Raw genomic sequence first — 7,063 nt, 5'->3', positions numbered from 1 at the left:
TGAAAAATCAGGTGGAGGTGGAAGGGGTCCCCCTTCCACCTCCACCTAATAATAAAAAGTAAAAGAAGTTAACGGCATACCCTTGACTAAAGGTAAGAAGAAGAGGCTGGGACAGAAGTGTTTTTATAGATGAAAATCCGAACAACCAATATGCGGTGCAGTAAATCGCTCCTGAAATATTCGCCGCTTTCCGCGGGAAGCGGCTGAGCCTCCGCGTGCTTCGCCCTGCGGGGTCTCACCTGCGCTTTTCCTCCCGCAGGAGTCGGCGAATATTTCATCCGCTTATCAGCTTATTGTTCGGATTATAATCTAAACACTTTCCTTATGTCCCAGCCTCTTCTTCTTTGTGAGGAGCGTTTTCTTCGCTGCCTTATGCAGAATTATTTATCCGGGGTGGTTTGGCCATCGGTTCATCCATTCCCTCAGCTTTGCACCGGTGTAAAGAAGACCTGCGCCGCTCGCTGCAGCAGTGGCAATGGAAATCTGCATAAGAAGTGTGTGCTCTCCGTAAAGACCTGCACCTGAACCTGCAAGGGACAGCAGAAACAGCTGAAACCACTGCTTCTTCCGGTTTTCATACAACGTAAAGTGGAAGTGCCGCCTCTGTTCATTTTCCTTAATTAGCTGCAGTTTTTCCGGGGTCTTCAGAAATCCGGTTATAAGATGGAGGGGGCTGAAAAACGGATGTGACTGGATCCACTCCCACAGGAAAAACCATTTCCTGTTTCCGTGGCTGTTGATCCAGTTAATAAAAGCCGGCTTCATCAGCCCCATCAGTTCCTCTTCGGGTACGAGAGATCTGATTGTTCCCTCTATCGTAATAAACGACCTTCCAAGAAATATAAATCTTGCAGGAACCTGAATCGGGAGTGATTGAATACGTCTGTTCAGTTCGAGCTTGATGGCGAGCAAATCCTTTCCCTTCAATTCCGCCGGTTTAAAAGACATCAGCTCGGCCAGGACATCTTCAATAACAGAGGAGTTTGCATCCTTTTGAAGAAACCCGAGCTCCCGGAGTGAGAGGGCGGCTTTTTTGTAATCTTTAGCCAGAAGTGCCCCGATGAGACTCTGAAAAGCCTCAGCATCCCGCTCTGATATTTCCCCATACATTCCAAAATCCAGAAGAATGATTTTTCCGGACTCGGATACGAGTACGTTTCCTCCATGGGGATCTGCATGAAAAAGACCGGGTTCGAGCCATTGGGGCAGAAAAACGTCCAGCAGCCTGCCGGCGAGGTCATCGGATTCAATGCCGGCTTCAGCCAATGCATGAGCATCAGACAACTTCACACCGTCCAGCCATTCCATTACGATCACCTGATCAGTACAGAGTTCTTCGTGCACGTCTGGAATGATGACATCCCCGGATTCCCTGAAACGCTCTCTGAATGAAAGAAGCGTCTCTTTTTCTGATGTTAAATCGAGTTCCTGTTCAATGACCTGCCGCAGTTCTCCGTAAAGTAGCGGAAAGTCGATAAAGCCTTTCGGGACCGGAGCAAATCGGGCAGCCATCCACATAAGGATCCGAAGTATACGGAAATCCGTTTCCACAACCGAGTCAATGCCCGGCCGCCTGACTTTTACCGCAACCTCGTCCCCGTTTTTAAGCAGCCCTTTATACACTTCGCCTATGGAAGCCGAAGCCACAGCCTTTTTCTCTACCTGCTGCAGGCGATTTTCCACAGAGCAGCCCCATTCCCTTTCCAGAACATTCTTTACTGCTGCCCACTCGGAAGAGGGAACCTGATCGGTAAGGTCGCGGATCTGAGCGATAAATGGGCCGGGAAGGAGGTCAGCACGTATACTTAGAAACTGTCCTGCCTTAATAAGGAGGCCCTCCAGTTCAAACAGCGTATCACGGACTTTTTTTCCGCTGTTCTCCCAGAGTACGGTCCATTGTGCTTCTGATTTCCGCGTCCACTTGTACCAGTAAATCTGTATAAAAATACTGATGGCAAGTCCCAGCACTTTTCCCATCCGTTTCGGTCTGCTTTTCAATTTCATGGGTTCCTCCTGCAATTCCGTTGTTATCGTTAGTTTAGCATATATTTCCTGACTGATATGAGAGCGGGAGGAGGAGTGTACCTCGGGCCCGGGCCATGGATAATTCCCAAAAAAGAATATGTAATCTTCAGTCAACTTATTGACCGGAACGTAAGTTCGTATATACTGTATGTAGATGGAAAAAATTATTGCAGTGAGGATGGTGATTCCCATGATTGAAAATCAGCAGACAATGTCGACTGATTGTGAGGTTGTGGAGCGGGAGTTTTTACTTGTTGGAGAAAGTGTCACAGTTAATTTTCCGGATGCGTTCCCGGATGCTGCGATCAATGTCCAGATGTCGTTCGGGGAAAAGAGAGACCGGATCGGTAATGCCGTTAATAAGGAAGTCATGTTCAGCCCCTACATGTGCAATGACATTATGGCCACGTACTTTGCGTGCCTGGAAGTAACCGATCTTGATCAGATCCCCGAGGGAATGGTGGGCTTTAAGATTCCGAAGGCGAAGTACGCCAAAGCCTCGTGTACAACCAAAAGCGTGAGCCAGGGCTACGAAAAGGTCTTTGCTTTCATGGAGGAAAACAGTCTGAAGCAGAAGTGGTTTGCCGAGTCATTTCCGGTGGAGATTTATTATTTTCAGGAAGAAGGCGGAGAGGAGCCTGTCGAGATTCTCATTCCTCTGGAAGAATCAGAAAAAAACTAAAAAGGAGGCAATGCTGTGAAATCTCCGGTTAAGTCCCATATCGGCGGTGTCTTTGTGATGGTGAAAAACATGCCCCGGGCTGTCAGCTGGTACAGGGAGCTTCTCGATCTTCCCGCGGACGATGCCTTCACCCGGGAAACACCTGAAGATATAAGGACCATCTATTCCCTCTCGATGGGAAAAACGGATCTGATCCTCGACAGCATGCACCGTGACGAACTAAGTCCAAGCCCCAATCATCTTTTTTACTTTGATACTGATGATATTGAAGAAACATTCGATGACCTGAAAAGAAAAAACGTCACGATTACTTCCGGTATTGAAGGCGGGAACGGCGTCCGTTTCTTTGGCATCGAGGATCCGGAAGGAAACAGACTGATGGTCTGCGAAGCTTTGAGGTGAGCAGGGAAAGTCTCACATTGACAAAGTCAGGAAATCTGCATACAATTTAAGCAGTACACAAAAGCTTTACGTAAACACCGGCAGACGGTGTGAAAAGGAGTATGTTTTATGAGTGTGAGTGTTTCTAACTAATCCGTAACCGGATACGTGCGAAAAGGTAAAAAATCGGCCAGGAAGCCGGTTTATTTGACGTACCTTTCGTACCAGTTAGGAACCAAGCAGTCATAACAGCACCCGTCTGTCCTTTTGCACAGGTGTGTCTGTTTACGTGAAGGGCGGCCCAGCGCCTCAAGCGACTTGCTTGAGGTGCTTTTTTGTGTACATTTTTATAGAACCCCCTGATTGAGGCGGGGGCAGGACTCCCTGGCACGACCCTATTAATGAATAGAACTCTTTATAAAAGAAAGGACGATCATCGTCATGAATAAAACATCCTTACAGCAGCTCGACTATGAGCGTATTTTAAATACGGTCGCTTCATTTGCCCATACTGAACGGGCAAAACGGACTATACTTGCCAGCGAACCGCGAACCGTGAAAAAACAGATCCACCACATGCTTCAGGAAGTGAAGGAAGCCGTCCGGATTCTTGAGATCAGTTCGAGCATCCCGCTCCACGCCATCGACGAAGTTACAGCTTACATTGAACAGGCGAAAAAAGGTCTTTTCCTCCAGCCGGCCCAGCTCCAGCGGGTACTGTCCTTTCTCGAACATTGCCGCAAACTGAAAACATTTATGAAAGATAAAGTGTCAGTGGCACCTAACGTGGCGAACTACGTGCACGCGATCGGGGATCTCCGGGATGCGGAAGAGGAAATCGGGCGCTGTCTCCGTAACGGCCGGATCGATGACCACGCTTCACCGGAGCTTGCCGATCTCAGGCGGCACGTGAAAATCAGGCAGACAGAGGTGAAGGAAAAAGCGGAAGCCATGTGCAGCTCGAAAAAACTGGCAGCCTATCTGCAGGATCACATGGTGGTGGAGAAAAACGGACGCTACACGATACCGGTAAAAAAGCAGTATCGCTCGAAAGTAAATGGAACGATTGTCGATACCTCCGCTTCAGGTGCCACAGTGTTTATGGAGCCTCAGGAAGTAGGGAGGCTTTACGAGGAGCTGAATCGACTAGCCGCAGAAGAGGAACAGGAAGTGGAACGGATTCTCTACACACTGACGGCTCTTGTACTTGAAAAGGAGCAGGATCTGAATGTGGCAATGGAAACCGTGCACCATTACGACGTCATTTTTGCAAAAGCCAAATACGGCCGTTCGATTGACGGAATCGTACCGGACCTTAACGAGGATTTTGTCATTCACCTGGATGCGGCCCGTCACCCGCTCCTCGGTGAACAGGCCGTGCCTTTGACGCTGCCCCTTGGAAACAGAGACCGGACGCTCATCATTACCGGACCGAACACCGGCGGGAAAACTGTCACGCTGAAAACAGCCGGACTGCTTACTTTAATGGCCCAGACCGGACTTCTCGTTCCGGCGGGGGAAAAGACGAGTCTCCACGTTTTCCGGAACGTCTTTGTTGATATCGGCGACGGGCAGAGTATTGAACAGAACCTGAGTACTTTCAGCTCCCGGATGACAAACATTATCCGGATCCTTGAAGAAGCGGATACAAACACCCTCGTGCTCGTCGATGAACTGGGCTCCGGCACCGACCCGAACGAAGGGATGGCCCTGGCGCAGGTGATCATCGAACAGCTTTTTGCAAAAGGAACCGTGACGTTGGCGACGACTCATTACCGGGAACTTAAAGCGCTGGCCGATCACACCGATGGAATCATTAACGGATCGATGGCTTTTGACGTGGAAACGCTGCAGCCTACTTACCGGCTTGTGCTCGGTGAAACAGGAAACAGTCAGGCGTTTGAAATCGCCTATAAGCTCGGTCTGCATCCGCAGCTGATCGGCCGCGCGCAGGATTTGAGCGGCAGCCCTGCAGGGAAGAAGACGTTTGCCGAACCGGAAAATATGTCACAGGCTCAGAAACAAAAGTACGATCTACAGATGTCTGTGGATAAATATCAGGATAAAAGGCGGAAAAAGAAGGAGCAGCCTCCAATCCCCCAGTTCAGCCAGGGCGATAACGTCACGGTGTTCCCGCACGGCACCGTGGGGATTGTCTATAAAGGGCCTGATGAGATGGGAAACTACATTGTCCAGATCAAAGGGGAAAAACAGCAGATTAATCACAAACGTCTCAAACTTCATATTCCGGCCAGCGAACTGTACCCGCCCGACTATGATTTCGATATCATCTTCAAGTCAGTGGCGTACAGGAAAACGAAGCGGGTGATCGAGAGGAAGCATGAAGAAGGGACGGTGCTGTGGGAAGAGGAGTAAGAGAGTATATATTATAGAAGAAACCCGTGCTTTTATGAGCACGGGTTTCTTTTTCAGCGCGGCTTATGAAGCTTGTTTTTTAATATAACGGTAGTTTTCTTCCATCTCTTCTGTGCGGGTCAGGAGGGAGAAGAGGATCATGGCTGAAAAGCCTGCCAGAGATCCAAAGACGAGAGATTCAAAGACACTGGGTACAAGGCCTGTGATCTGAATCAGCATGTAACACCCTGTGCCTGACAATATGGATGCGATGGCCCCTTTGCGGTTGGCACGGCTCCAGAAGTATCCCAGTGTTACAGGCGCCACCACCCCGCTTATGATAGCTGAGATACCAAACTGAGTGAGCATTGTCAGGGAAGCGGGCCTGTCTATAGATAAATAAAGTGTAATTGCTGCAATAAAGATCAGTGAGATTCGGGATGCCTGTACTGCTTTCTGATCAAGTTCCTCGTTAGAGAGGGGGTTGTGTCTGTGAATCAGAGGCGCTAACCCGTTTTTATATAAATCGTTCCCAATGCTTGATGTAATGCCCAGGTAAAGGCTGTCTGTAGTAGAGAGAATGACAGAAATAAAGGCCGTCACAAGGAGTACGACAATAAGCGGTGAGAAGGCTTCCAGCATGTAGACGCCAATGGCCTGGTCCGCAACAGCAAGATTAGGAACGAGCACTCTTGCAGCCAGACCTCCAAAGACAGCGAAAGTGGAAACAAAGAAAAGCGTCAGTCCCGCAGAGAGTGTAAAAGGCCTCAAGTCTTTTTCTTCTTTTATGGATAAGGTTTTGTTACTGAGGTTTGGCAGAAGTACGAAGCTGAACATCAGCCACTGCACACTCAATATGGCAAATACGCTGTAGAAAGGGCACCCATCGGAAAAGAGGGAAGTCAGAGCGGGGTCTATGCCGGATAACTGCGTCTGGAGATTACCGAATACGGACCAGCCGCCACCGATCGTCCAGAGTAAAGAAACAAAGATTACGAGGGAAGCAGCAGACATGAAGATTCCCTGAATGCCATCGGTTACGATTTGTGCATAGGCTCCGCCCATGCCGATATACAAAACTGTAATCAGAACACCGAGCACAATACCCAGAAGATACGGGGAGCCCAGTACAGTTTCAGCGAGGGTAGCAAGGCCGACATTCTGCCCGACAATATAGTAAATATTGAACAGGATGAGAAGGGACACGACAATCTGAATCAGCCGGCTGCTGTATCTTTTTCCAAGCCACTGGGGGAGCGTATGTACTTCCCTGCTTTGCTGGGCCTGTATCCAGAACCGCTTCGCGAAGAAAAGGAGACCGATCCAGGTGACCCCAAACGCCCCAAGAGTCCACCATAAAACGGAAACGCCGTATGTATAAGCCCACCCGGGTACTCCGATAAAGAGGTTGGCACTGGCGAAGCTTGCCCCAAAGCTTGCCCCGACCAGCCAGGGACTTACCTGACCTCTCGCTGTGGCAAACCCGCCCATCTTTCTGCTGACTTTCAACCCTTTCCTGCCGATCCAGACAACGAAAATAAAATAAACCATAATCAGTAACGCTACGAGCCAGATATAAAAGCCTGAAAGACTCTCCATTGGGAATCTGCCACCTTTCTA

The 7,063-nt window shown here is 49.2% G+C and carries 5 protein-coding genes; 3 read left to right on the top strand and 2 right to left on the bottom strand.

The genetic code is table 11. The annotated features are described in order from the left end of the window. Positions 1-384: 384 nt before the first annotated feature. Entirely contained in the window at positions 385-2,004 is a 1,620-nt protein-coding gene (locus FGB90_RS16390; protein ID WP_138811932.1) for an ABC1 kinase family protein, read from the bottom strand. A gap of 211 nt (positions 2,005-2,215) precedes the next feature. Between FGB90_RS16390 and FGB90_RS16385 the strand changes: the two genes are divergently transcribed. The 3 genes from FGB90_RS16385 to FGB90_RS16375 all read left to right on the top strand — a co-directional run bounded on the left by FGB90_RS16385 (position 2,216) and on the right by FGB90_RS16375 (position 5,464). After that, on the top strand, positions 2,216-2,707 hold the full coding sequence (locus FGB90_RS16385) for a GyrI-like domain-containing protein (protein WP_246056219.1): 492 nt from the start codon (positions 2,216-2,218) through the stop codon (positions 2,705-2,707). Positions 2,708-2,722: 15 nt separating this feature from the next. After that, entirely contained in the window at positions 2,723-3,109 is a 387-nt protein-coding gene (locus FGB90_RS16380) for a VOC family protein (protein ID WP_138811931.1), read from the top strand. Between the two features lie 420 nt (positions 3,110-3,529). Beyond that, positions 3,530-5,464, top strand: coding sequence for an endonuclease MutS2 (locus tag FGB90_RS16375; protein WP_138811930.1), 1,935 nt, complete (start codon positions 3,530-3,532; stop codon positions 5,462-5,464). Positions 5,465-5,527: 63 nt separating this feature from the next. On the opposite strand, the gene FGB90_RS16370 is transcribed toward FGB90_RS16375, so the two are convergent. Next, positions 5,528-7,042 (bottom strand): sodium:solute symporter family transporter, encoded by a 1,515-nt coding sequence (locus tag FGB90_RS16370; protein WP_138811929.1) that lies wholly within the window; start codon positions 7,040-7,042, stop codon positions 5,528-5,530. Positions 7,043-7,063: the final 21 nt, after the last annotated feature.

The organism is Alteribacter natronophilus (assembly GCF_006007885.1).
Taxonomy (GTDB): Bacteria; Bacillota; Bacilli; order Bacillales; family Salisediminibacteriaceae; genus Alteribacter; species Alteribacter natronophilus.
The sequence above is the reverse complement of the archived record's forward strand: the minus strand, read 5'-3'. Positions and strand labels throughout refer to the sequence as shown.

Coding starts and splice junctions, on each gene's coding strand:
- FGB90_RS16375 (WP_138811930.1), top strand. CDS start 3,530: ATGAATAAAACATCCTTACAGCAGCTCGACTATGAGCGTATTTTAAAT.
- FGB90_RS16385 (WP_246056219.1), top strand. CDS start 2,216: ATGATTGAAAATCAGCAGACAATGTCGACTGATTGTGAGGTTGTGGAG.
- FGB90_RS16390 (WP_138811932.1), bottom strand. CDS start 2,004: ATGAAATTGAAAAGCAGACCGAAACGGATGGGAAAAGTGCTGGGACTT.
- FGB90_RS16370 (WP_138811929.1), bottom strand. CDS start 7,042: ATGGAGAGTCTTTCAGGCTTTTATATCTGGCTCGTAGCGTTACTGATT.